Origin of the sequence: Actinosynnema sp. NPDC023587 (assembly GCF_040640215.1) — a bacterium.
Classification (GTDB): domain Bacteria; phylum Actinomycetota; class Actinomycetes; order Mycobacteriales; family Pseudonocardiaceae; genus Actinosynnema.
Genome location: NZ_JBFABG010000012.1, coordinates 119065 through 142583, shown reverse-complemented (window position 1 = coordinate 142583; position 23519 = coordinate 119065). Strand labels below are relative to the sequence as shown.

General features: G+C 75.0%; 17 protein-coding genes. 12 read left to right on the top strand and 5 right to left on the bottom strand.

The window, feature by feature from the left end:
* Positions 1-15 precede the first annotated feature (15 nt).
* On the bottom strand, positions 16-3711 hold the full coding sequence (fxsT, locus tag AB0G01_RS27380; RefSeq protein WP_360950818.1) for an FxSxx-COOH system tetratricopeptide repeat protein: 3696 nt from the start codon (positions 3709-3711) through the stop codon (positions 16-18).
* 58 nt (positions 3712-3769) lie between these two features.
* Positions 3770-3937, bottom strand: a complete 168-nt coding sequence (gene fxsA, locus AB0G01_RS27375; RefSeq protein WP_184695825.1) for an FxSxx-COOH cyclophane-containing RiPP peptide — start codon at positions 3935-3937, stop codon at positions 3770-3772.
* Between the two features lie 161 nt (positions 3938-4098).
* On the opposite strand from fxsA, the gene AB0G01_RS27370 reads away from it, so the two are divergent.
* From AB0G01_RS27370 to AB0G01_RS27350, 5 genes are all read left to right on the top strand, one after another.
* Entirely contained in the window at positions 4099-5220 is a 1122-nt protein-coding gene (locus AB0G01_RS27370) for an FxsB family cyclophane-forming radical SAM/SPASM peptide maturase (RefSeq protein ID WP_360950813.1), read from the top strand.
* Positions 5217-6353: an HEXXH motif-containing putative peptide modification protein gene (locus tag AB0G01_RS27365; protein WP_360950810.1), complete on the top strand. Its 1137-nt coding sequence runs from the start codon at positions 5217-5219 to the stop codon at positions 6351-6353. Before AB0G01_RS27370 ends, AB0G01_RS27365 begins: the two co-directional genes overlap by 4 nt.
* A 100-nt stretch (positions 6354-6453) precedes the next feature.
* Positions 6454-9978, top strand: coding sequence for a TM0106 family RecB-like putative nuclease (locus AB0G01_RS27360; RefSeq protein WP_360950808.1), 3525 nt, complete (start codon positions 6454-6456; stop codon positions 9976-9978).
* A gap of 54 nt (positions 9979-10032) precedes the next feature.
* Positions 10033-10578: a snapalysin family zinc-dependent metalloprotease gene (locus tag AB0G01_RS27355; RefSeq protein WP_360950805.1), complete on the top strand. Its 546-nt coding sequence runs from the start codon at positions 10033-10035 to the stop codon at positions 10576-10578.
* An 825-nt stretch (positions 10579-11403) separates the two neighbouring features.
* Positions 11404-12051: a hypothetical protein gene (locus AB0G01_RS27350; RefSeq protein WP_360950802.1), complete on the top strand. Its 648-nt coding sequence runs from the start codon at positions 11404-11406 to the stop codon at positions 12049-12051.
* Between the two features lie 73 nt (positions 12052-12124).
* Here AB0G01_RS27350 and AB0G01_RS27345 read toward each other — a convergent pair whose 3' ends face one another.
* Positions 12125-13189: an alkene reductase gene (locus AB0G01_RS27345; protein ID WP_360950799.1), complete on the bottom strand. Its 1065-nt coding sequence runs from the start codon at positions 13187-13189 to the stop codon at positions 12125-12127.
* 106 nt (positions 13190-13295) lie between these two features.
* Here AB0G01_RS27345 and AB0G01_RS27340 point away from each other — a divergent pair, with 106 nt between their 5' ends.
* Entirely contained in the window at positions 13296-13568 is a 273-nt protein-coding gene (locus AB0G01_RS27340) for a hypothetical protein (protein WP_360950796.1), read from the top strand.
* Here the strand turns inward: AB0G01_RS27340 and AB0G01_RS27335 are convergent, their stop codons facing one another.
* Complete coding sequence (locus AB0G01_RS27335) at positions 13569-14081, bottom strand: enoyl-CoA hydratase/isomerase family protein (protein ID WP_360950793.1); 513 nt, start codon at positions 14079-14081, stop codon at positions 13569-13571. It lies immediately after the preceding gene.
* A gap of 76 nt (positions 14082-14157) precedes the next feature.
* Between AB0G01_RS27335 and AB0G01_RS27330 the strand changes: the two genes are divergently transcribed.
* The 5 genes from AB0G01_RS27330 to AB0G01_RS27310 all read left to right on the top strand — a co-directional run bounded on the left by AB0G01_RS27330 (position 14158) and on the right by AB0G01_RS27310 (position 21898).
* Positions 14158-14718 (top strand): hypothetical protein, encoded by a 561-nt coding sequence (locus tag AB0G01_RS27330; RefSeq protein WP_360950790.1) that lies wholly within the window; start codon positions 14158-14160, stop codon positions 14716-14718.
* Positions 14719-15017: 299 nt separating this feature from the next.
* Entirely contained in the window at positions 15018-17903 is a 2886-nt protein-coding gene (locus AB0G01_RS27325; RefSeq protein WP_360950787.1) for a type 2 lanthipeptide synthetase LanM family protein, read from the top strand.
* Complete coding sequence (locus AB0G01_RS27320) at positions 17900-18109, top strand: hypothetical protein (protein WP_360950784.1); 210 nt, start codon at positions 17900-17902, stop codon at positions 18107-18109. The genes AB0G01_RS27325 and AB0G01_RS27320 overlap by 4 nt, the downstream gene beginning before the upstream one ends.
* A 104-nt stretch (positions 18110-18213) precedes the next feature.
* On the top strand, positions 18214-21135 hold the full coding sequence (locus AB0G01_RS27315) for an AAA family ATPase (protein WP_360950781.1): 2922 nt from the start codon (positions 18214-18216) through the stop codon (positions 21133-21135).
* A 61-nt stretch (positions 21136-21196) separates the two neighbouring features.
* Positions 21197-21898, top strand: a complete 702-nt coding sequence (locus AB0G01_RS27310; protein ID WP_360951069.1) for a peptidylprolyl isomerase — start codon at positions 21197-21199, stop codon at positions 21896-21898.
* 99 nt (positions 21899-21997) lie between these two features.
* Here the strand turns inward: AB0G01_RS27310 and AB0G01_RS27305 are convergent, their stop codons facing one another.
* Positions 21998-22720: a hypothetical protein gene (locus AB0G01_RS27305; RefSeq protein ID WP_360950778.1), complete on the bottom strand. Its 723-nt coding sequence runs from the start codon at positions 22718-22720 to the stop codon at positions 21998-22000.
* A 97-nt stretch (positions 22721-22817) separates the two neighbouring features.
* Between AB0G01_RS27305 and AB0G01_RS27300 the strand changes: the two genes are divergently transcribed.
* Positions 22818-23471, top strand: a complete 654-nt coding sequence (locus AB0G01_RS27300) for an MOSC domain-containing protein (protein WP_360950775.1) — start codon at positions 22818-22820, stop codon at positions 23469-23471.
* The last annotated feature ends 48 nt before the right edge of the window (positions 23472-23519 follow it).

The window sequence follows — 23519 nt, the reverse complement described above, 5'->3', positions numbered from 1 at the left end:
CTCCCTCCTGCGCGCTCAGGTGTGCGGGATGTCGACATCGCACTCCCGCCAGTCCTGCTCGGCCGGGTGCGCGGCGAGGCGCAGGTTGTGCGCCGCGGCGGCGGTGTGCGGGTGGTCGGGGCCCAGGAACTCGACGCAGTCGGCGTGCGCCTCGGCGATGAGCCGGGCCGCCTCGTCGACGTCGCCGGCCGCCGACCGGACCCGGGCCTCGTCCACCGCCGCCGCCAGCGTCCACGGGTGCGTGTCGCCGAGCCGGGTGCGCAGCGCCTCCGCCGCCGCCGACACGTTCGCCACCGCGCCGGCGTGGTCGTCCGCCGCGCGCAGCGCCAACCCCAGCCCCAGCCGGCACAGGGCGAGGAACGGGTGGTGCTCGCGGACGCCCTCCAGGCCCTGGAAGCCCGCCAGCGCGGACAGCGCCAGCTCCACCGCCAGCTCGGGTTCGCCGCCGATCCGCCGGTGGTCGGCGGCGAAGCTCAGCGCGCACCCCAGGGTGTACGGGTGGTCGGGGCCGATCACCTCGCGGTAGTCCCGCAGCGCCTTGCCGGTGCGCTCCTTGGCCGCCCTGGTGCGCCCGGCCAGCCGCAGCGCGATGGCGTAGTTCCAGTGCACGCCGATCTGCGTCTGGTTGAGCTCCGGGCGCAGGCTCTGCAACTTCTGCGACGCGACCAGCAGCGCGTCCAGCGCCTCCGGGTAGCGGCCGAGCTCGCGCTGGTAGAGGCCGATCTGGGCGAGCGTGGCCCAGGTGAACTCGTCGCGTTCGCCGAACAGCCGCCTGCGCCGGGCGAAGTTGTCCTCCTCCAGCGCCAGCGCGCCCGCCGGGTCGCCGGACAGGAACGTCGACGACGCCAGGTTGTTGGCCGCGCGCCGGGTGTCCGGGTGGTCCTCGCCGAGCACCTCGCGCAGGCCGGTCCAGGTGGCCTGGTCCTCCGCCAGCGCCTCGGTGAACAGGCCGAGGCCGCGCAGGTCACCGCCGCGACCGCGCGCGGTGATCAGCGGTTGCGGGTGGGACAGGTCGAGCGCGCGGCGCTGGCGGCTCAGCGCGAGGTCGTCCAGCCGCAGCGCCTCGGCCGGTTCGCCGAGCACCCGGTGGACGTTGGCCAGTTGCGCGGCCAGGCGGTTGCGCAGCGGGTCGTCCGCGCCGAACCGGGCGGTCCACGACTCCAGCAGCTCGCGGCCCGGTTCCAGGGCCGCCCGCCGCACGCCCGAACCGCCGTCGGTGAACAGGAACCGCACCTGGTTGACCAGCCAGCGGCGGACGGCCGGGTCGTCGCCGCGCAGCGCGCCGGACGGGAACACGTGGTGCTGGAGCTCCTGGAACCGGGGCCGCCGGGTGGGCGACTTGTCCTCCACCTCGGTCGGCGCGAACGCGGCGAGCGCGGTCAGCACGTCGGCCTGGCGGGCGTTCCGCTCGGCGGCGGGCATCCCGGCGCGCAGCGCCCGCTGCACGACCCGGTGCAGCCGCAGCGAGTACTGGTCGCCCCAGTCGATCCGGAACAGGCCGTGCCGCGCGCCGGCCCACAGCACCCGGTCGACCTCGCCGGCGTCCAGCGCGATCGGCTCGGCGTCCCCGCCGCCGACCGCGACCAGCCGGTCCAGGAACGCGGGCGAGCGGACCAGGCCGAGGTCGACGCCCTGCGGCGAGAGGAACGCGCACAGCCGGGCGAGCAGCACGGCGACGCGGCCGATCCCGTTCTCCCGCAACGATCCGGTGACCACGTCGACCACCCGGGCGACGCTGTCCGCTCCGGATCGGGCGAGCCGGTCGAAGAACGTCCGCACGGCCCACCCGGCGGCGTCGGCGGCGGTCGACCCGGCACCCGCCTCGGCGCGCGCGGTCTCGGCGAGCCACGACCCGGCCAGGTCCAGCGCCAGCGGCAGGTGCCGGACCTCGTCGGCGACCCGCCGGGCGTCGGCCAGGCCCAGCCGGGGCACCCGGGCGAGCAGCAGCGCGACGCTGTCGGCGGCGACCATCGGCACCAGCTCGACCGCCGGCGCGCCGGCGGCGTTGGAGGTGATCAGCACGTGGCCGGTCGTGCCGGGCGGCAGCAGGTCGGCGATCGCGTCCAGGTCGTCGGCGTTGTCGTAGACCAGCAGGAACCGGGCGTAGGTCGGGTCGTTGGCCAGCCGGTCCAGCGCGGACAGCGTGCCGAAGTCGGTGGAGCCGGGCAGCCGCAGCCGGACGGCGAGGTCGGCCAGGCCCATCTGCGCGGACTGCCGGTCCTGCGCGGCCAGCCACCACACCGCGTCGTAGTCCGCGGAGAACCGGTAGGCGTACTCCAGCGCCAGTTCGCTCTTGCCGACGCCGGGTTCGCCGTTGAGGGTGACGACCACGCGCTCCTCGCCGGCGTCGGTGAACTCGTCGCGCAGCGCCTCGACGTCCTCGTCCCGCCCGACGAAGCCGGGGTGGCGCGGCGGCAGCCGGAACACCGCCGGGTGCGAGCCGGGGACGCGCATCGGCGCGTCGTGCGCGGTGCCGGGCCGGTCGATCAGGCCGAAGTGGGCGAGCAGCTTGGCGCTCAGCGCGTCGGGCGGGTTCGCGTGCACGGACAGGCCGGGCCGGTCCCGGTCCTCTTCGGCGAGTAGCAGCCGCAGCGCGCCGGCGGGCGCGCCCGCGTCGTCGTGGTGCGGCGAGACCAGCACGACCACGCCGTCCGCGGGCCGGACCTCGGCGTGGCCCACGACCTGCGCGCCGGCGCGCTCCAACTGGCCGCGCACCCAGTCCGCCCAGGCCCGGTCGCGCGGCGCGTGGGCGATGGCCACCCGGTCGGCGTCGGCCTCGGAGGTCAGCCCGAACACCCGGCGGTAGCGGGCCCGCAGCACGGCCGGGACGGGCGGGCACGCGGTGACCGCGCCGCCGCTGACCGCCGCCGCGAGCCGGCCGTACTGGGCTTCCAGGCCGCCACCGCCGCCGGGCTCCTCGGCGAGGATCGCCAGCAGCGGGTCGAACGCGTCGAACGGCCGGTACGGGATCTCCACCGTGCCCCCGTCCGGGACCCGCTTGGCCTGCCCGGCCAGGAGTTCCGCGAACGCGGCGTGGATCTGCGAGCGGATGCGCCGGGCGCGGGACTGCTCGGCGTCGTCGAACAGGGTCGCGACGGGCACCACGTCGATCCGCAGCGGGGCGCGCTTGCGGACCTGCCCGGCGAGGTCGGCGGCGTCGGCGATGGCGCGCGGGCGCGGCCGGAAGCACACCACGACCAGTTCGCACAGCGTGGCGACCAGGGTCAGCGACTCCTCGGCCATGCCGGTGGGCGCGTCGATCAGCACCTGGTCGTAGTCGGACTCGGCGAGCCGGGCGCGCAGGTCGGCGATCGCGCCCGCGTCGCCGTGGTGCGACTCGGGGCGCGGCCGGCCGGCGGCGTCGGTCGGCATCGGCGCGACCACGTCGATGTGGCCGGTCGCGTCCGGCAGCGGCTGCGCGAACCGCTCCACCACCGGCGACAGGACCTCCTCGCGGGACGGGTCGGCGTGGTAGGCGGCGAGCAGCGCGCGGCTCACCGCGTCCGGCAAACCCTGGCGGGACACCAGGAACGGCTCCAGGTACTCGCGCACCCTCGGCACCTCGGAGCCCCAGTCCACGACCAGGACCCGCTGCCCGGCGGCGGCCAGCACCCAGGCGAGGTTCGCCACCGCGCTGGTGCGGCCGGTGCCGCCGGTGGCCGACAGGAACGCCGTCACCCCGGTGTGGCCCTGGCCCGCGCTGCTGCTCATCGGCTCTCCAGATCGGCGGTGGGGTGCGGAATCCGCTCGGCGGGCGACGCCCGGCGGGCTACAGCGAACTCTCGAACGCGGCGAACCGGTTGGGCATCTCGGCGTTCTCGGCGAGGATGCGGTGCAGCGCGGCGCGCAGGGCGGTGTCGGGCAACTCGGCCAGCCGGGCCAGGTCGATCCCGGTGACGTCGAGGAGTTCGGACTCCAGGACGGGTTCCTCAGCCATCTCCCACAACCCCCTCACCGCAAAGCTGCGGGTTTGTCCGCAGTGCGTTGATCCCATCCTAGTGCGCGGCAACGGGGAATGCGGCGAATCCTCCGATTGGCGGAAGTAGCGGCCGGTCCGATGTGTTTGGTTTGTTCGGGGGCCGATGGATCGGGGGGTGCATGGCGGCACGACCGTTCCGGCAGTTCGTGGTGAAGGTGCACAGCCGCTGCAACCTCGCCTGCGACTACTGCTACGTCTACGAACTCGCGGACACCGGGTGGCGGGCCCGACCGCGCGCGATGTCGCCGGACGTGGTCGAGCACACCGCCGAACGGGTGGCGCGGCACGTGCGCGCGCACGCGTTGTCCGACGTGGAAATCGTGCTGCACGGTGGAGAACCGCTGTTGTTCGGCCCCGCGCGGATCGAATCGCTGGTGCGCCGGTTCCGGGCGGTGGTGCCCGCGCGGGTGCGGTTCTCCGCGCAGACCAACGGAACCCTGCTCGACCGTCCGGTGCTGGAGCTGCTCCGGGTGCTGGACGTGCGGGTCGGGGTGAGCGTGGACGGCGACCCGGCGGCGCACGACCGGCGGCGCGTCCACCCGGACGGGACCGGCAGCTTCGCGGCCGTCGCGGCGGGGCTGCGCCTGCTGACCGACGAGTTCCGCCCCCTCTTCGGCGGGCTGCTGTGCGTGGTGGACGTGACCGCCGACCCGGTCCGGACCTACGAGGCGTTGCGCGTTTTCGACCCGCCGGTGGTGGATTTCCTGCTCCCGCACGGGAATTGGTCCGCGCCTCCGCCCGGCCGGTTCGCCGGCGATCCCGCGACGCCTTACGCGGAGTGGCTCATCGCGTTGTTCGAACACTGGTACCCCGCCCCGAAAACGCGCGTCCGGCTGTTCGAGGAGCTGTTGAACGTCGTGCTGGGCGGTCGATCCGGCGTCGAGGGCGTGGGGGTGACGCCGAGCGCCCAGGTCGTCGTGGAAACCGACGGCGCGATTTCGGTGTCGGACATCCTGGCGTCCTCCTCGCCGGACGCCGCGACCACCGGTCTGCACGTGCTGCGCGACGATTTCGACCGGGCGCTCTCGGCTCCGGAGGTGGTGGCGGACCGGGCCGGTCGGGCGGCGCTGTCGGCCACGTGCCGGTCGTGCGACGTGGTGGCGGCGTGCGGCGGCGGGCTGCGCGCGCACCGGTTCGCCGACGACGGTTTCGACCACCCGTCGGTGTACTGCCCGGACCTGTACCGGCTGGTCGCCCACGTCCGCGACCGCGTCGCGGCGGACCTGGCGGCCCCGGCGTGACCGTGCGCCCGTGGCGGCTGTCGGCCGCCGACTTCGCCGCGCTGTCCCGGGGCGAGGGCGGTCCCGGCGCGGTGCGCGCGCTGCGGCTGGCCCGGCGCAGCCGGACGTCCCTGCTGGTCCGGATGATCGCGACCGAGCCGGCGGCGCGCCCGGCGTACCGGCTGCTGGTGGCCGCCGACCGGGCCTCGCCGGACGCGGTCGCGCGGGTGCTCGACCACCCGTCGGTCGGCGCGTGGGCCACCCGGACCGCGCTGGCGCTGCGGCGCGGCGAGCCCGCGCGGCCGGAAGAGCTGGCGTTCACCGCCGCCTCGGCGGCGATCCGGGCGGGCGTCCCGCCGGACGTGGACTTCCCGGACGTCCCGGTGTTCGCCCTGCCGTCGCTCGGCGTCGCGGACCCGCGCACGCTGGAGTTCGACCCCCTGCCCGAGGTGGCGCTGGGTCCGCACGTGGTGCAGTTGGACGTGTGGGCGGGCGGCGGCGCACCGCCGGGGCTGGCCGTGGCGGCGGACGTGGACGTGGCCCGGTGGCGGCCCGCGCTGGCGGCGGCCTGGGACCTGCTCGCCGCCGACCACCCGGCGATGGCGGCGGAACTGGCCGGGCTGGTGGGCGTGCTGACGCCGATGCCGCCGTCCCCGACCGGGACCAGCAGCGCGACCGCCGCCGACGCGTTCGGCTGCGTGTTCCTGTCGCTCGCGCCGGACCCGGAGACGCTGGCGGTGACCCTGGTGCACGAGGCCCAGCACACCAAGCTGGTGGCGCTGACGGACCTGTTCCCGCTGCTGCTGCCCGACCGCCGGGAGATCTACTACGCGCCGTGGCGGGAGGACCCCCGCCCGCTGGCGGGCCTGCTGCACGGGACGTACGCCCACCTGGGCGTGGCGGCGTTCTGGCGGGCCCGGACCGGCCTGGCGGCGCAGACCGAGTACGCCCGGTGGCGCGCCGCCGCGCTCAACACCGGCGAGACGCTCCTGGACAGCGGGAAGCTCACCCCGACCGGCCACGCGTTCGTGACCGGGGTGGTGACCGTCCTGCGCCGCTGGTGCGCCGAACCGGTCCACCCGGAGGCGTTGGCGCTCGCGACGGCCGAGGCGGTCGCGCACCGCGAGCGGTGGACCGCGCGCGCGTCCCGGTGACGGTCGGGGCGGTCCCGCGTGGAGCGTCCTCCCCGAGACCGTCGCGACTCGCCGGGGGTGGTCCCCCGGGTCGGGCCGTCGGACCGCGATACTGCCCGCCATGTTCACCGCCGACGGCCGTCTCGTGCACTCCCCGTCGGACCTGGTGGACCTGCTGGAGTGCGAGCACCGCAGCCGCCTGTCGTTGGCGCTGGCCCTGGGCGTGCCGGGCACGCCGCAGCCCGACCAGCGGCAGGACGTCCTGGCCGCCAAGCACGGCATCGCGCACGAACAGGCCGTGCTGGAGCGCTTCCGCGCGCGCCACGACGTGGTGGAGATCGCGCAGCCCGCGCCGACGCACGAAGCGCTGACCAAGGCCGCCGCCGAGACGCGGCAGGCGTTGGAGGCCGGCGCGGAGGTCGTCTACCAGGGCGTGTTCTACGCCGACGGGTTCCACGGGCGCGCCGACTTCCTGGTCCGCACCGACCGGGGTCACGAGCCGCACGACGCCAAGCTGGCCCGGCACGCGACACCGGCCGCCGTGGTGCAGTTGACCGCCTACGCGCACGCGCTGGGGTCGTTCGCGGGCCCGGAGATGCACTTGCTGCTCGGCGACGACAGCGTGCGGACGTTCCGCGTCGCGGACTTCCTGCCGGTCGTGCGCAGCCTGCGGGACCGCGTGCGCGACACCGCCGAGCCGCTCGCCCGGCTGTGGGACGACGAGCGGCCGGCCTGCTCGACCTGCCGGTTCAGCAGGCACTGCGCGTCCGGCCGGGAGCGCGACCGGGACCTGTCGCTGGTCGCGGGCATCCGCACCGACCAGCGGCGCAAGCTGGTCGCGGCCGGGCTGGGCACGATCGACGCGCTGGCCGACGCGACCCGCGAGGACCGGCCGCAGACCATGTCCGCCGCCACCTTCACCGGCCTGCGCGCCCAGGCCGCGTTGCAGGTCATCCAGGACGACTCGCGCACCTCCGACGACCCCGTCGGCAAGGTCGCCTACGAGGTGATCGCTCCGGCGGCGCTGGCCGAGCTGCCCGCGCCGAGCCCCGGTGACCTGTTCTTCGACATGGAGGGCGATCCGTTCGCGCTCAACGGCGAAGGGCTGGAGTACCTCTTCGGGGTGGTGACGCCGGAGGAGGACTTCACGCCGTTCTGGGCCCACACCCGCCCGCAGGAGAAGGCCGCGTTCGAGCGGTTCGTGGACTTCGCCACCGCGCGACTGGTGGACGTCCCCGGCGCGCACGTCTACCACTACGCGCCCTACGAGGTGAGCGCGCTCAAGCGGTTGGCGGCGCTGCACGGCACGCGGGAGGAGGCGGTCGACCACCTGTTGCGGTCGGGTTCGCTGGTGGACCTGTACGCGGTGGTGCGCAAGGCTTTGCGCGTCTCGCAGCGGTCGTACTCGATCAAGTACCTGGAGCCGCTCTACATGCCCGCCGCGCGCGACGGGGACGTCACCAACGCCGTGTCCAGCATCGAGGCGTACGAGGAGTTCCTGGCCCTCGGCGAGGTCGGGGACCCGGCACGGGCCGAGGACGTGCTCGACGGGATCGCCGCCTACAACAGGTACGACTGCGTGTCGACGCACCGGCTCTACCGGTTCCTGCTGGCGGTCCGGGAGGAGGCCGGCATCCGGCCGCACGTGGCCGAGCAGTCGTTCGTGGACGAGATCGAGGACGAACTGGCCGCGCAGCGCCGGGCCGAGCGCGCGGAGCGGGTCGCGGCGGTGGTCGACCCGCTGCTGGCGGGGCTGCCGGACAACCCGGCCGACTTCACCCCCGACGAGCGGGCGCGGGCGCTGCTCGCGGCGGCCGTCGGGTACCACCGGCGCGAGACCAACCCGGCGTGGTGGGACTTCTTCCGCCAGGTCGCCGCGCCGCTGTCGGAACTGGAGTCTGACAGCGCGTGCGCCGTGCCGGTGTCGGTGCGCGCGGAGGACTGGACGATGCCGTCCGGGCGGGTGCGCAAGGCCAAGCGCGAGGTGCGCGTGCGCTGCGACCCCGACCGGCCGCACCCGTTCACGACCGGTGACCAGGTGCGGCTGCTGTACCCGGGCACGCCGAACCGGACCCGGGACGCCGTCGTGCTCGGCGAGTCGGCCGAGGACATCGTGCTGGTGGAGAGCGTCGCGCCGGACGGCGTGGACGGCGACCGGCCGGCGGCGGTGCTGCCGGGCAGCCCGGTGCGGCCGTCGCCGAAGGACGACGCGGTCTACGAGCTGGCGCGGCTGGTGGCCGAAGCGCTGCCCGAGCTGCCCGCGCACCCCGGCGTGGACCTGGCGCGGCGCGCCGCGCCCCGGCTGCGCGGGGTGTCGCGGCTGCCCGCCGGCGGCGACGTGATCGCGGACGTGGTCGAGGCGGTGGACCGGCTGGACGGGTCGGCGCTGGCCGTGCAGGGGCCGCCGGGTGCCGGGAAGACCTACCTCGCCGGGCGGCTCATCGCGCACCTGGTGCGCGGCGGGCGCAGCGTGGGGGTGACGTCGAACAGCCACAAGGCCGTGGAGAACGTGCTGAGCGCGGCGCTGGCGGCCGGGCGGGAGCTGGGCGTGCCGATCCCGACCGCCAAACGACCCAAGGGCGCTGCGGCGAAGGACTGCGCGTGGGAGCAGCCGAAGGACAACGCGGCGCTGGTCCGGTGGCGCACCGACCAGGGCGCGGGGCACCTCGTCGGCGGGACCGCGTGGACCTTCGCCAACGCCGCGATCCGCGAGCGGCCGTTCGACGTGCTGATCGTCGACGAGGCCGGGCAGTTCGCGCTGGCCGACGCGCTGGCGGTGTCCACGTGCACGCGGAACCTGGTGCTGCTGGGCGATCCCCGGCAACTGCCGCAGGTCGTGCAGGGCACGCACCCGGCGGGCGCGGACGCGTCCGCGCTGGGGCACCTCATCGGCGACGCGGACGTGATCCCGCCGGAGCTCGGGTACTTCCTGGACCAGACGCGGCGGATGCACCCCGAGGTGTGCGGGCCGGTGTCCCGGCTGTCGTACGCGGGGTTGCTGCACGCGCACCCGTCGACGGCGGCGCGCGGGGTGGCCGGGCTGGCGTCCGGGGTGTACGTCCGGGAGGTGGAACACCGGCACAACACCACCAGTTCCGCCGAGGAGGCGGCGGCGGTCGTGGAGGTCGTGCGGTCGCTGATGGGTCGCATGTGGACGGACGACGTGAGCGCGCGACCGCTGGACGACTCCGACGTGCTGGTGGTCGCGCCGTACAACCTCCAGGTCCGGTTGGTGCGCCGGGAACTCGAACGGGCCGGGTACGAGCACGTGCGGGTCGGGACCGTGGACCGGTTCCAGGGCCAGGAGGCCCCGGTGGTGATCACCACGATGACGTCGTCGGCGGCGGTCGACCTGCCGCGCGGCCTGGACTTCCTGCTGTCCCGCAACAGGCTGAACGTCGCGCTGTCGCGCGCGCAGGGCGTGGCGGTGGTGGTGTGCTCACCGAGGTTGGTCGAGGCGGACATCCGCGGGGTCGACCAGTTGAGACTGGTGTCCGGGATGATCGGCCTCATCGGCGAGGCGCGCCCGTGGCCCGCCGACGGCACCGGCGGGACGGCGGGCGGCGGGGCGGCGGGCGGCGAGGGCGCACCGGCCGGGCCATCGACGGCATCTATGCCCAAAGGCTATGACGCCATCCGGCCATGAGCTCTTAATGTGCATAAACGCGAGAACCTTCCACCCTGCACCGAAGGAGATCGTGTGACCACCAAGTTGCTGCGCCTCGTCCTGGGGGCGCTGTTCACCTCCCTTGCACTCGTGGGAACCAGCCTGACCACGGCGGCGACGGCGGCACCCGCCGCGCCGTCGGTACTGGCCAGGACCGTCTACTACAGCGCCTCCGGCTACTCGGCGGAAGCCGACCAGGCCGCGCAGATCTGGAATTCGAAGGTGCCCAACCTGCGGCTCGTCCGCGGCGGCAGCGCCACCATCCGGATCGCCGCGACCAACGGCGGCGGCTCCCGGGCCTACCCCTGCGGGCTCGGGTGCGCCACGATCTACATCGACAACCGCGATGTCGCGGCGGGCAACTACGCGCTGCGGATCGTGGCCCACGAGATCGGGCACGGCCTGGGGCTGCCCGACACGTACAACGGCATCTGCTCATACCTGATGTCGGGCGGCAGCGCGGGCACGTCCTGCCGCAACGTCAACCCGAACGCCCAGGAGGCGAACCGGGTGAACCAGCTCTTCGCGGGTCGCGCCGTCGCGGCCGTGGGCACCCCCGAGGTCTACGCGCGGGGCTGAGCGGTTCGACGTGCGACGGGGTGTGGTGGCGGAACGCACTCCCCACCACCACACCCGCCCCGACCGCTTCCGGATCCGACGGCCGACGCCCGGCGGCCGGGGTCGTCGGACCGGATGACGGGGACGGGGCATGAAGAACGACGGTGCCGGACGGGCCTCCCGCCCGTCCGGCACTGCCGTGTCCTGCCCGACTCCAGGGTCGGAAAGCCGGGTGCCCGTGCCGACGGCGGTCGTCCCCCGCGACGTCCCCCGGCACGGTCGGGTGCGGGAACGAGGTGAAGTTCTGGAACACGAACCCGATTTCGATCACGGCGTTCGGCAGGATCGACCGCATCGCCTGCGGTAGCACGATCTTGCGGAGCCGGCGAGCCTTCGGGATGCCCAGCGCGAACCCGATCGCGGTGGGACAGCGGGACGAGGACGGCCACGACGCCGACCCACCGCCACGGGTACCACCGTGAGCCGGGAAAAGTCGCCGGGCGCGCGCGGGCGTGGTTGTGCGGACACGCTCAGGGCGGGGTCCTTCGGGAAGCCCGCCGAGCACGACGGCCCCGTGCCTGGGGGCGGGGAGCGCGCGGCGGGTGGGCGCGAGCGGGGGGAGAGGCGGGCGGGAGACCTCTTGGCGGGTGCGAGGCACCCGAATGGCCCCCCGCCGTTCGGCCCAACCGACCTACTGGCACAATCGCGCCGGAGAGTGCTCGACCAGTTACAGATCGGCACCAGCCCGCTGTCACGCAGTCTGCGACCTGGCCTTTTGGTCGGGCGCGAGCGTTCCTCCGGCCAGCGTGACGATCTCTCACATACCCGCACCCCAGGAGTTACCACATGCAGCTCGCACGGACCGTCGCCGCGGTTCTCGGCGTCGCGGCGTCCATCGTGACCACCGGCCTGATCTCCGTCGTCCCCGCTTCGGCGCACACCTCCACGGTGTGGGCGAAGTGCGTGGACGAGAAGGCCGTGCTGCACGTCGACCTCAAGGCGTACAACATGAAGAGGGGCCTCAACGAGGTCACCGTCAGCCTCGACGGCGCGGAGCTGGAGTCGGCCAGGTTCGGGACCGAGTTCACGAAGCAGTACGACGGGGGCGACGCCGCCGAGCCGCACTCGTTCAAGATCGTCGTGAAGGCCGCGGACAACGACAAGTTCTCCTTCACCAAGGGCGAGGGCGGCGAGCTCGACGTCCCGGCCTGCGTGGAGAAGAAGGTCGTGACGACCACGGCCGCGCCGACGACCACCCCGGCGACGACCGCGGCGGGCACGACCACCCCGCCCGCTCCCCCGGTCGAGACCACGACGCCGGTCGCCGCCGCCGCGCCGGTCACGACCACGTCCGTGGCCGTGGCCGCCGCGTCCGCCGAGGGCGGGCTGGCGAACACCGGCGCGAGCATCGCGATCCCGCTGGTGATCGGCCTGGTCCTGCTGGGCGGCGGCGTCGCCCTCCTGATCGTGCTGCGCCGCCGCGCGAGGGCATAGCCGACGGCTGGACGACCACGGCCCCGGCCCGCCCGCGAGGGGGGAGCCGGGGCCGTGGCGCGACCGGGGCGGGTCAGGCGGTGGCCAGCGCCGGGTAGTCGGTGTAGCCGCGCTCGTCGCCGCCGTAGAACGTGGCGCGGTCCGGCTCGTTGAACGGGCCGCCGGCCGCCAGCCGCGCGGGCAGGTCCGGGTTGGCCAGGAACAGGGTGCCGAAGGCGATCGCGTCGGCGGTGCCGTCGGCGACCAGGTCCAGTTCGGCCGGCCCGGTCACCCGGCCGGGGGTGAGCGGGTTGAGGATCAGCGCGGAGCTGAAGCGCTTGCGCAGTTCCAGGGTCAGCTCGCGGTCGTGCTCCAGGACGTGCAGGTAGGCCAGGCCGAGCGGGTCGAGCGCGTCGACCAGCGCCGGGTACAGGTCGCGGTGGTCGTGCTCGGCGATGTCGTTGTAGGAGTTGCCCGGGGAGACGCGCAGGCCCACCCGGTGCGCGCCGATGGCGTCGGCGACGGCCGTCACGGCGGCGATCGCGAACCTGGTGCGGGCGGTGGGCGAGCCGCCCCAGTGGTCGGTGCGCAGGTTGGTGTTCGGTGCCAGGAACTGGTGGATGAGGTAGCCGTTCGCGCCGTGCAGCTCGACGCCGTCGAAACCCGCCGCCACGGCGTTGCGCGCGGCTTCGGCGAAGTCCTCGACGGTGGCCTCGACGTCGGCGTGGGTCAGCTCGACCGGCGTCACGAAGTCGAGCGTCGACGTCCCGGTGAACACCTGCCCCGCCGCGCGGACCGGGGACGCGCCCACCGGGTGCAGGTCAGCGGGCAGCAGGCTCGGGTGGCCGATGCGACCGGTGTGCATGACCTGGGCGAAGATCCGGCCGCCGTGGGCGTGCACGGCGTCGGTGACCGCCCGCCACGCCTCGACCTGCCCGGTGGAGTGCAGCCCCGGGGTGTCCGGGTAGCCCTGGCCGACCGGGGACGGCTGGACGCCCTCGGTGATGATCAGCCCGGCGGACGCGCGCTGCGCGTAGTACTTGACCATCGCCGCCGTCGGGACCGTGCCCCGGGCGCGGTTCCTGGTCATCGGGGCCATCACCACGCGGTTGGCCAGGCGGGTGCCGGCGAGGTCCAGCGGGTCGAAGGCGGTCGTCATCTCGGTCCTCCGGCAAGTCCGACAAATCACCTGTTCGAGCAGGGGTGCACCTGGTCGAACAGGTACATGATCGCGGGTGTTCCCTTGGTGATCACGATCACTCCCGGTGCGGCCGTACGACCGGGTCGTGGCCGGTCAGACGGCGAAACCGACGAGCATTCACCTTCCGACGACCGCGCGGTGCGCGCCGATCAGCCACGCCGTCTTCCGCGTCGCGCGGCGGCCGGAGCGGGCCGGGTTCGTGCGCCGGGTGCCCGACCCGACCGGCCGGCGGACCACCCTCGTGGAGCCGACCGCCGCGAGCGAGGTGCCGCGACACCGGGTGCGCCGGACCCGGGAGGAGCTGGAGGAGGGGTCCGTCCCGGCGCACGGCGGCTGATCACGGCCCTGCCGGGCACCCGCCGACGGGGACGGCCGCGCACCGGCGGGCCAGCTCGACGGCCGCCGTGAGCACCGCGCCGACCGGGACGACCTGGTCGACCAGACCGGTGCGCAGCGCTTCCGCCGCCGGGACCCGGCGGGCGCACAGCACGCCGGTGCCGGCCAGCGAGACCAGCTCCGCGCCCTCGGCCAGCACGCGGTGGTCGCACGCCGCCGCCAGGTCCGCCACGTCGCCGAACGCGCTGCCGCCGATCGCCGCCACGACGGGAACCGGGAGGGCACCCAGCGCGTCCCGGAGGTCGTGCAGCCTTCCCAGGTGGGCGCGCCGCACGGCGGGCGCGACGCGGACCAGGGCCTTGAGGTCGGAGGTCGGGGCGCACGCGCGCGGACCGCCGTGCAGGACGAGGGCGGTGACGTCGGCCAGGGCACGCACCCCGGCCAGCACGTCCCCCAACGGCTGATCCAACCGGATGACGGCGACGTCACCGGGCGGCTCGACTGTGACGGGCATCAGGTAGCCCATCGTGGCCGACGATTCGCCCGGTTGTCATGCCGCTGACCACTATCGGGTGAACATGAGGTACAAAATGGCAGTGCAACGGTTCGTGTTCGCGGTGGTGGCGCTGACGCTGGCGACGGCGGGGTGCGCGACGCCGGTCGCGGGCAGGCCGGTGGCCGGCCCGGTCCCGACCACGTCCTCCTCCCCCGAGGTCGTGCGGTGGATGAACAACTTCTGCGGCGTCGCCAACTACCTGGTCGCGTCCGGCGGGGTGCGGTTCGACCAGCCGCCCAGCGACCCGGCGGCGGCCAAGAAGGCGATCAGCGACGTGCTGGGGCGCGTGGTGGACGTGCTCGACGTCGCCGTGCACGACCTCGATGAGCTGACCCCCGCACCGGTGACGGCCGCCGACGCCGCCGTCGAGGTGATCGTGGAGCCGCTGGGCAGGGCGCGGGATAAGTTCGTGTCCGCCAAGTCCACGGTGGACGGTGCCGCGGAGATGACCACCGACGTGTTCTCCACCGTCATGCAGAACATGACCGAGGCGGTCTCGGTGATGAACGAGGCCGTGGAGAAGATGTCCGTCGTGTCGCTGCCCGACGAGTTCACCGAGGCGGGCCGCCAGGCCGAGAACTGCCGGAAGAGGTAGACCCGCCGCAACGGCCGCACGCCGCCCGCGACCGGGTCCGCCTCGGACCGGTCGGGCGCGCGGGCCGCCACCAGCGGTGCCCGGCTCGCGCGGCACCGGAGGCACCCGGGGTACCGGAAGCACCGGGGGCACCGTCCGGAACCGATCCCCGGACCGCCCTGCCCGGGTCCCGGCCGGGGGTCGGGCACCCCCGCGTCCACCCCCGGCCACCTGCGGTTTCCGCAACTCGGCGGTGTGCCCGCAAATCTGGGGGCACACCCCCCATGTGCGGGGTCCCGGCACGTGACACGTTGTGCCACGTGATCCCGACCGCGGTAGACCGGCTCCCCGCCTCCTGGTGGCACAGCGGAGTGCGCGGCGGGTCCCGGGAACTGGTCGCCCCGCGAGGGCGGCCGGCATGGGCCGCGTTCGTGGAACGCGCCACCGCGACCGCGGCCCATGCACATTTCCCCGGCGGCGACTGGGACGAGGCCTTCGCGTTCGCGCTGCGACCCCTGGTGCACGCCGCGCGGGCGCAGGACGCCCGGCTGGACGACGACTTCGGCCGCCGGCTCGGCCTGCGGCTGGGCCGGATGGCGGCCCGCGCGCTGGTGCTGGAGCTGAACCTGGAGCGGCTGGCGCACCGGTTGGGCGGCGACACCCCGCAGGAGCGGTTCGCGCACTTCGTGGAGCACCTGGACCTCGCCGACCTGGTCGCCAAGTACCCGGTGCTGGCCCGGCTGCTCGGCCAGGCCTGCCTGCACGCCGTCGCCGCGCACCGCGAGCTGCTGGACCGGTTCGCCGCCGATCGCGGCGCGATCGTGCGGACGCTGCTGGAGGGCCGCGACCCCGGTCGGGTGGCGCAGGTCGAGACCGGGCGGGGCGACGCGCACCAGCGCGGCCGGTCGGTGGCCGTGCTGACCTTCGAGGACGGCCGGCGGGTGGTCTACAAGCCGCGTCCGGTGGCGCTGCACGCCCGGTTCGGCGAGCTGCTGGCGTGGTTCGACGGGCACACCGGGCTGGGGCTGCGGGTGCCGCGCGCGGTGGCCCGGGAGACGCACGGCTGGCTGGAGTTCGTGGACCACGCGCCGTGCGCGGACGTGACCGAGGTGGGCCGGTTCTACCACCGGCTGGGCGCGCTGATCGCCCTGCTGTACGCGGTGGACGGCACGGACATGCACTACGAGAACCTGATCGCGGCGGGCGACCAGCCGGTGCTGGTGGACGTGGAGACGCTCTTCCACCCGACGGTGGGCATCCCGGCCGACCCGGCGGTGCGGGCGCTGGCCCGGTCGGTGCACCGGACGGCCGTGCTGCCGCGCGTGCTGCTCGGCGAGCACGGCGCGCTGGACATCGGCGGCATGGGCGGCGACCACGGCGAGGTGTTCCCGGCGGACGGGGTGGCGTGGCTGAACCCCGGCACGGACCGGATGCGCCTGGTCCGCCGGCCCGCGCCGATGCCGCCCGCGCGCAACCGGCCGACCGTGGCGGGCGTGGAGGCGGAACCCGCCGACTACCAGGGCGCGCTGCTGGCCGGGTTCCGCACCGGCTACGACGCGCTGTTCGACCACCGGGGCGAGCTGCTCGGCGCGACCGGGCTGCTGGCCGGGTTCGCCGACCTGCCGGTGCGGTTCGTGCCCCGGATGACGCAGCTCTACGCGACCCTGCTGGACGAGTCGACGCACCCGGACGCGCTGCGCGGCGCGCCGGACCGCGACCTCGCGCTGGACGTGCTGTGGGACGAGTCGGCCGAGGACGCGCTGCGCGCCCTGGTGCCGCACGAGCTGACCGACCTGTGGGCGGGCGACGTGCCGCTGTTCACCACGCGGCCGGGCAGCCGGGACGTGTGGTCGGCCGGCGGCGAGCGGCTGCCGGACCTGCTGCCGCTGTCCGGCCTGGACGCCGTGGCGCGCAAGGTCGCCGCGCTGGACGAGGTGGACCGGCACGACCAGCAGTGGTTGATCAGCGCCGCGCTGGCCACCCGGCCCCGGCCGGTGGACCACCGCTCGGGCGCGGGCGTCCCCGCGCCGCTGGAGGCGGGCATCCCGGACCCGCAGCGGCTGCTGGTGGCCGCGTGCGGGATCGCCGACGAGGTGCTGGCGCGGGCCACCGCCGACGGCGGCCGGGTCAACTGGGTGGGCCTGGAGCTGGTGGACGACCGGCACTGGGCGGTCTCCGCGATGGGCGCGGGCCTGTCCAACGGGTACACCGGGGTGGCGCTGTTCCTGGCGCAGTTGGGCGCGTTGACCGGGGCCGAGCGCTACACGGCGTTCGCCCGGGACGCGATCGCGCCGGTGCCGGGGCTGCTGCGGTCGTTCGCGGCGGACACCGAGCTGGCGACGGCGGTGGGCAGCGGCGCGTTCCACGGGCTGGGCGGGATCTGCTACGCGTTGGCGCGCCTGGCGAACCTGCTCCAGGACGACAGGATCACCGGCTGGCTGACCGAGGCCCTGGCGGTCGCCGAGGCGGTGGAGGCGGTCGGCGAGGACCCGGCGAACATCGTGGAGGGCTGGGCGGGCGGGCTGGCCGCGATGCTGGCCGTGCACGCCGAGACCGGGTTGCCGGCGGCCGAGCGGCTGGCCCGCCGCTACGCCGCCCGGCTGCTCGCGGCCAACCCCGGCGGCGACGGCTTCGCGCGCGGCCGGGCGGGCATCGGCTGGGCCATGCTGCGCTACGCGCGGACCGCACGCGACCAGCGGCACGGCGTGGCGGGGCGGGCGAACCTGCGCGCGGACCACGCGCTGCGGCAACGGCTCCTGGACGTGGGCGAGGCGGACCACAGCTGGTGCTCCGGCCTGTCCGGGGCGGTCCTCGCGCACGCCGCGCACCCCGACCAGCCGGTCGACACCTACACCCTGCACCTGGACCGGTGCCTCAACGCCCTGGCGGTGCACGAGCCGCTGCGCGACCTGAGCCTGTGCCACGGGGAGCTCGGTGTGCTGGAATCACTGGCGGTGCTGGCCGAACGCGGGCACGATCTGGCCACGGCCATGCTGACCCGGCGCGCCGGACTCGTCCTCGGCGCGCTGGACCAGTACGGGGCGCACTGCGGAACGCCGGGCGGTGTGCCGTCGGCCGGTCTGCTCACCGGTCTGTCCGGCATCGGGTACGGACTGCTCCGCCTCGGCTTCCCGGGGCGCGCGCCGTCCGTGCTCCTGCTCGAAACCCCTGCCGATCCCTACCCTCGCAAGGAGAACCCCCGATGAGCAACGCCAACCACGACGAGGTCACGACCTGGCACGACGACCAGGACGGCGACCACCCCGCCGGGGAGATGGCGCTGTCCCGCAAGTCCAAGACCGGTGCCCGTGCGCGGGCGCTGGCCGGCCTGACCCTCGCCGTCGGTGCCTACGTGGTGGTCGCCGCCGGCCTGGCCGACAGCACGTCGGTGAGCGCGCCGGTCAGCGCCTGACACCCGCCGGACGGGATCCGGCGCGACCGGACCGCCAACGGCCGGACTGCCCGCCCGCACTGGGGGTGCGGGCAGTCCGGCGCGGGCTTGACTAAGGTCGGGCCATGCAGACGCGCGCGCCGGTCGTGGTCGGCCGCGACGCCGAACTCCGGGTGTTGACCCAGGCGCTGACCGACGCCGCCACCCGGCGGGGGCGTGCCGTGTTCCTGGTCGGCGAGGCCGGGATCGGCAAGACCCGGTTGGCCCGGGTGACCGCGGGTGGCGCGTTCGACCGGGGGATGCGGGTGCTGCGCGGTCGCGGCTCGACCATCGGACCGATGGTGCCGTTCCGCCCGCTGGCCGAGGCGCTGATGTCGCTGCTGCGCGCCGGCGACGGCCCGGACCTGCGCGAGCTGGGCCCCTACCGGCCGGTGCTCGGCAGGCTGGTGCCCGAGTGGGGCGGCGAACCGCACGCGGGCCACTCGATCGTGGTGCTCGCCGAAGCGGTGCTGCGGCTGCTGGCCGTGGTCGGCCGGGTCCACCCGTGCCTGCTGGTGCTGGAGGACCTGCACGACTCGGACGCCGAGACGCTCGCGGTCATCGACTACCTGGTGGACAACCTGGACCAGGTGCCGGCGGCGCTGCTGATCACCACCCGCGCCGATCCCGGCCCCACGCTGGACGTGGTGCGGCTGGCCGCGCAGCGGGACGCGGGGACGCTGCTGGAGCTGCGCCCGCTGGACGAGGACCAGGTGCGGCGGATGGTGGCGTCCTGCCTGGAGGTGGACGCGGCCGAGGTGCCCGACGAGGTGGCCGAGCGGCTGTGGTCGGACAGCGCGGGCAACCCGTTCGTCGTCGAGGAGATGTTGCACGGCCTGGTCAGCGGCGGGCTGCTGGTGCGCGGGCCGGGCGGCTGGCAGGTGTTGGGCGAGCTGCGGATCAACGTGCCGACCGCGCTGGTCCGGTCGATCGCGCACCGCACCGACCGGCTGGGGCCGCAGGGCCGCGAGCTGCTGTCCGTGGCGGCCGTGCTGGGCCACCGGTTCCCGCTGTCGGTGCTGCGCGCGGTGACCGGCATGGACGACCACAGCCTGCTCACCCACCTGCACGCGGGTGTCGCGGCGCAGCTCGTGACGCCGGACGAGCCGGTGCCCGACTGGTACGCCTTCCGCCACCCGCTGACCGCCGAGGCGCTGCTCGCGCAGCTCACCCCGACGCACCGGGCGGACGTCGCCCGGCGCACCGCCGACGCGGTCCAGACCCTGCACCCCGGGCTGCCCGGCGAGTGGTGCCCGCTGGTGGCCTCGCTGCGGCTGGACGCGGGCCAGAACGCGGAGGCGGGCGCGCTGCTCGCCGAGGCCGGGCGGCGGGCGCTGGCGGACGGCGCGGCGGGCTCCGCGGTGCGGCTGCTGGACCACGCGCACCGGCTGCCGCTGGGCCGGGTGGACGTGGGGCTGCGCGCGGACGTGCTGGCGTCGCTGCTGCCCGCGCTGGGCGAGGCGGGCCAGTTCGAGCGGGCGTTCGCGCTCCAGGACGCGGTGGCCGAGCTCAGCGCCGCCGGTCTGGACCGGGTGCGCCGCGCCGAGCTGCACACCGGTCTGGCGAAGGTGGCGTGGTTGGCGGGCCGGGAGGCGGACGGCATGGTGCAGGTGGCCGCCGCGCGCGCCCTGCTCGGCCCGGACGCCGACGACGCGCACGCGGCCCGGATCGACTCGGTGGCCGCGTTCCTCACCCTCAACGCGCAGAGCCCGGACCGGATCGCGGCTGCCGAGGTGCTGGCCCGCCGCGCCGCCGAGGCCGCCCGGCGCGCGTCGCTGCCCGAGGTGGGCTGCGAGGCGTGGCAGCTCCTGGGCATCCTGGCCCGGGAACGGGACCTGGGCGAGGCGACCGACCACTTCACCCGGGCCCGCAAGCTGGCCGAGGAGCACCGGTTGCCGATCCAGCGCATCTACGCGGTGGTCCGGCTGGCGGGCCTGGACTGGCTGGCCGACGGTTCGGCCGCGGAACTGGTGGAGGTCCGCGAGGAGGCGTTGCGGGTGGGCGCGATCACGGTGGCGTACAACGTGGACGCGATCCTCGGGCTGGACCTGGTGCTGCGCGGCCAGTACGAGTCGGCGCGCGAGCGGCTGGCCCGCTGCGGCGAGGGGACCCGCCGCCTCCAGTTGAAGTCGATGACGCTCTACGTGCTGATGGCGCAGGCCACCGCCGCCGCGCACCAGGGCCGGCGGTCCGAACTGGACACCGCGCTGGCGGAGTTCCACGAGCTGGGCGGCACCGGCACCCAGGAGCGCCCGCTGTGCTTCGGCCTGGCGCGGGCGTTCTGCGCGCTGCTGGAGGAGGACCGCGACCTCGCCGCGCAGGACGTGGCGCGGGCGATCGCCTACGAGGCCGAGACGCCGACCACGTTCCACCTGTCCGGGACGCACGGCCTGCGGCTGCTGCTGGGCGTGCTGTCCGGTGGACTGGACCACTCGGCGTACCGGGAGATCACCCGCTCGGCGGCGGCCGGGATGCGGTGGAACCGGGTGTTCGGCCAGTTCGCGCTGGCGGTGCTGCTGGGCCGGGAGGGGCGCGAGGCCGAGGCCGCCTCGGCGGTGCGCGCGGCCCGGGAGGCGGCCTCGATCTACCCGCTGGCCCGGCACCTGGGGCTGCGCCTGGTCGCCGAGGCGGCGGTCGCGGACGGCTGGGGCGAGCCGGTGGCGTGGCTGCGCGGCGCGGAGGAGTACTTCCACCAGAACGGCGGGCCGGCCGTGGCCAGCGCGTGCCGGGGGCTGCTGCGGCAGGTGGGGGCGTCCGTGCCGCAGCGCCGGACCGGGTCGGACCAGGTGCCCCGGGAGCTGCGGACGCTGGGCGTGACGGTGCGGGAGTTCGAAGTGTTCCGGCTGCTGGCGGGCCGGCTGGGCAACAAGGCGATCGCGACCAGGCTGCACATCTCGCCGCGCACCGTGGAGAAACACGTGGCCAGCCTGATCACCAAGACCGCCCGGCGCGACCGGGAGTCGCTCAGCGCGTTCGCCGCCGACCTGGGACCCTCCGACCGGCCCTAGCCGGGGCGTGGGCCGGGGCACTAGGAACTCCTCCGTGAGGATCCTCTTGGCACTGGTGCTGATGGTGGTCACGGGTGGTGTCGTCGGCGTCGGCGGCGTGGCCCGTGCGTCCGAAGAGCCGTACCGCGACCCCGACGTGACGCGGGGCCCGTGCGCGTACACCAAGACCCCGGACGACCCGGCGGCCCGGCCGGTGACGCTGCCGCCGGACCCCCGGCGCACGCCGGACCGGGGCCAGGTCGACGTGCTGCTCAAGACCAACCGGGGCGAGGTACCCCTGGTGCTGGACCGCGCGCAGGCACCCTGCACCGTCCAGAGCTTCCTGCACCTGGTGGCGAAGAGGTTCTACGACGACACCACGTGCCACCGGCTGACCGCGTACCCGACGCTCAAGGTGTTGCAGTGCGGCGACCCGACCGGGACCGGTGAGCGCGGCCCCGGCTACAGGTTCAAGGACGAGCTGCCGACGACCCTGCCGCCCGCGCCGAACGACCCGACCGGCGAGCGGCGGATCTACCCGCGCGGCACCCTGGCGATGGCCAACGCCGGTCCGGACACCAACGGCAGCCAGTTCTTCCTGGTGACGTCGGACAGCACGCTGCGGCCGAACTACACGGTCTTCGGCCGGATCAAGGCGGAGGGCCTGCGCACCCTGGACCGGGTGGCGGCGGCGGGCATCAAGCCCACCCCGGAGGACCCGGCCCCGCTCGACGGCAGCCCGGTCCAGCCGGTGGACATCAAGCGCGCCAAGAAGGGCTGCTGACCCGGTGGTGCGGCGGGCGTCGCGCGGTGCCGCGACGCCCGCCGGCCACCCCGGTCTGGCGGGTGGGCGACGCGGTCCGGTCGCGACACGACGTCGCGCTCACCGCACGGGCGCGACGATCCTGATGTCGGAGTTCCAGCCGGTGAACCGGTGCTGCGTGCGCTGGAAGACCTTGTCCTCCAGCGTCTTCAACGTCTCCTCGACCCGCACCGGCAGCCCGCCCGGCCCGACCCAGACCACCGCCGTGGCGGTGAACCCGGACTCGTAGGCGGCCAGCAACTGGGACCGGTGGGTCACGTCGGAGGTCTGGTCGGCCTGCGACCGCAGGTCGACCAGCATCGTGTAGCGGTGGGTCGCGACGCCGTCGAGCGACTCGTCCCCGGTCTCCACCACCAGCGAGCCGCGCAGCCCGGCGACCACCGAGCGCGGGTCCACCTCGTCCGCCACGCCGGCCACGGACACCCCGGACTTGACGCCGGCGCGGTCCGCGCGCCCGAGGCGCGTCCACGAGCCGCCGCCGGCCCGCAGGTACCCGGCCTCGGGGAGCACCACGACCTCCACGTTGTCCTCGCGCAGCGTGACCAGCCGGGCGTCGCGCGAGCGGACCAGCCCGCCCTCGGTGCGCACCCGGCGACCGGATATCGCGGTCTCCGCGTCGAACCGCACCGAGTACTGGCCGTCCACCCTCGACACCAGCGACGCGACCAGCGACGCGGCACCCTCGGCGGGCGGTTCCAAGGTCGGTGCCGGCAGCGCCGTCCGGGTCGCGCACCCCGCCGCCAACGCGACGCCCAGCAGCAACGGGACCACGGACCAGCGCATGATTTCCCCCACGAAACGATGAACAGGGCCCATCTTCGCGCACCTCCGCGACCCGAGGGGTGCGAACCCGCAAACTACCTGGGCTACCGTTCGGCCCATGCCCCACGTGCTTTCGGTGAACATCGGCGAGCGCGCCGACTTCGACCCCGCGGTGATCGGACACACCGGTCACGACAAGCGCCCGGTGCCCGGCCCGGTCCGGGTCACCGCGCCGGGCGGGCCGGGCAGCGGCCTGGCCGGCGACCACATCTCCGACGAGCGCAGCCACGGCGGTCCGGACCAGGCGGTGTACGCCTACGCCCGGGAGGACCTGGACGCGTGGTCGGCCGAGCTGGGCCGCGACCTGCCTGCCGGGGTGTTCGGGGAGAACCTGACCACGGTGGGCGTGGACCCGAACTCCGCGCTGGTCGGCGAGCTGTGGCGGATCGGCGGGACGCTGCTCCAGGTGACCGACCCGCGCATCCCGTGCCGCACCTTCGCCGGCGTGATGGACGTGCGCGGCTGGATCAGGACGTTCACCGAGCGCGCGTTGTGCGGCACGTACTTCCGGGTGCTGGAGCCCGGCGCGATCGCCGCGGGCGACGAGATCGTGGTGGTCGAACGGCCCGACCACGACGTGACGATCCAGGTCGTGTTCCGGGCGCTGACCCTGGAACCGGAGCTGCTGCCCCGGCTCGCCGACGTGGCACCGGTGCTGACCGCGAACACGCGGGGCAAGGTGGAGCGCCGGCTGGCGGCCAGCACGCGCTGATCCAGGCGTGGACTCCGGGCGGCGGCCCGGAGTCCACCCCGCGACGCG

Coding starts and splice junctions, on each gene's coding strand:
- AB0G01_RS27300 (WP_360950775.1), top strand. CDS start 22,818: ATGCCCCACGTGCTTTCGGTGAACATCGGCGAGCGCGCCGACTTCGAC.
- AB0G01_RS27315 (WP_360950781.1), top strand. CDS start 18,214: ATGCAGACGCGCGCGCCGGTCGTGGTCGGCCGCGACGCCGAACTCCGG.
- AB0G01_RS27320 (WP_360950784.1), top strand. CDS start 17,900: ATGAGCAACGCCAACCACGACGAGGTCACGACCTGGCACGACGACCAG.
- fxsA (WP_184695825.1), bottom strand. CDS start 3,937: ATGGCTGAGGAACCCGTCCTGGAGTCCGAACTCCTCGACGTCACCGGG.
- AB0G01_RS27335 (WP_360950793.1), bottom strand. CDS start 14,081: ATGCCCGTCACAGTCGAGCCGCCCGGTGACGTCGCCGTCATCCGGTTG.
- fxsT (WP_360950818.1), bottom strand. CDS start 3,711: ATGAGCAGCAGCGCGGGCCAGGGCCACACCGGGGTGACGGCGTTCCTG.
- AB0G01_RS27370 (WP_360950813.1), top strand. CDS start 4,099: ATGGCGGCACGACCGTTCCGGCAGTTCGTGGTGAAGGTGCACAGCCGC.
- AB0G01_RS27310 (WP_360951069.1), top strand. CDS start 21,197: ATGGTGGTCACGGGTGGTGTCGTCGGCGTCGGCGGCGTGGCCCGTGCG.
- AB0G01_RS27345 (WP_360950799.1), bottom strand. CDS start 13,189: ATGACGACCGCCTTCGACCCGCTGGACCTCGCCGGCACCCGCCTGGCC.
- AB0G01_RS27330 (WP_360950790.1), top strand. CDS start 14,158: ATGGCAGTGCAACGGTTCGTGTTCGCGGTGGTGGCGCTGACGCTGGCG.
- AB0G01_RS27350 (WP_360950802.1), top strand. CDS start 11,404: ATGCAGCTCGCACGGACCGTCGCCGCGGTTCTCGGCGTCGCGGCGTCC.
- AB0G01_RS27360 (WP_360950808.1), top strand. CDS start 6,454: ATGTTCACCGCCGACGGCCGTCTCGTGCACTCCCCGTCGGACCTGGTG.
- AB0G01_RS27305 (WP_360950778.1), bottom strand. CDS start 22,720: ATGCGCTGGTCCGTGGTCCCGTTGCTGCTGGGCGTCGCGTTGGCGGCG.